Below are 557 nucleotides of genomic sequence, written 5' to 3'. Positions count from 1 at the left end.
CGGCAGGGGGGAGGCGATGTCCAGCCCGGCGCCCATCTGGCCGGCGATGCTGGCGACGATGGCCAGGCCGAGGCCGCTGCCGTCGGACGGACTGTCGCCCCGCACGAAGGGTTCGGTCAGGCGGCGCAGGATGGCGGGCGGCAGGGCCGGGCAATCGTTGATGATGTCGACATGGATGATATCGACATGGCCCGGGCGCGACAGCGCGACCGTGATCGGCGTGCCGGGCGTGCCGTGGTTGGCGGCGTTTTCGATCAGGTTGCGGAACAGGATGCCCGCGGCGTCGATGTCGCCCCGGACGATCAGCGAATCCATGCCGTCGCAGGTCACCGCGACCTCGCGGAAGGCGGGAGGCGTGTCCTGGAATTCGTCGGCCAGGACGTGCAGCACGGCGATCAGGTCGAACCGGTCGTCGGCGATGGCCGCGCCCGAGGCGGCACGGGAGAGTTGCAGCAGCTTTTCCGTCATGCGGCCGAGGCGGCGGATCTGCGCGATCATGCCGGCCAGGCGGCGGGGGGCGCCCGGTTCGTGCGTCCGGTCGTGCATCTGTTCGCGCA

Annotated in this window: 1 protein-coding gene; it reads right to left on the bottom strand. The window is 70.9% G+C overall.

Annotated elements, in window-relative coordinates; genetic code table 11:
* On the bottom strand, positions 1-557 hold a 557-nt coding region (locus tag HUK84_RS22350; RefSeq protein WP_176642063.1), incomplete at both ends, for a sensor histidine kinase.

The organism is Nguyenibacter vanlangensis (assembly GCF_013376155.1).
Lineage (GTDB): Bacteria > Pseudomonadota > Alphaproteobacteria > Acetobacterales > Acetobacteraceae > Gluconacetobacter > Gluconacetobacter vanlangensis.
Note: the sequence above shows the minus strand (reverse complement) of the source record. Positions and strands in the feature narration are given on the sequence as shown.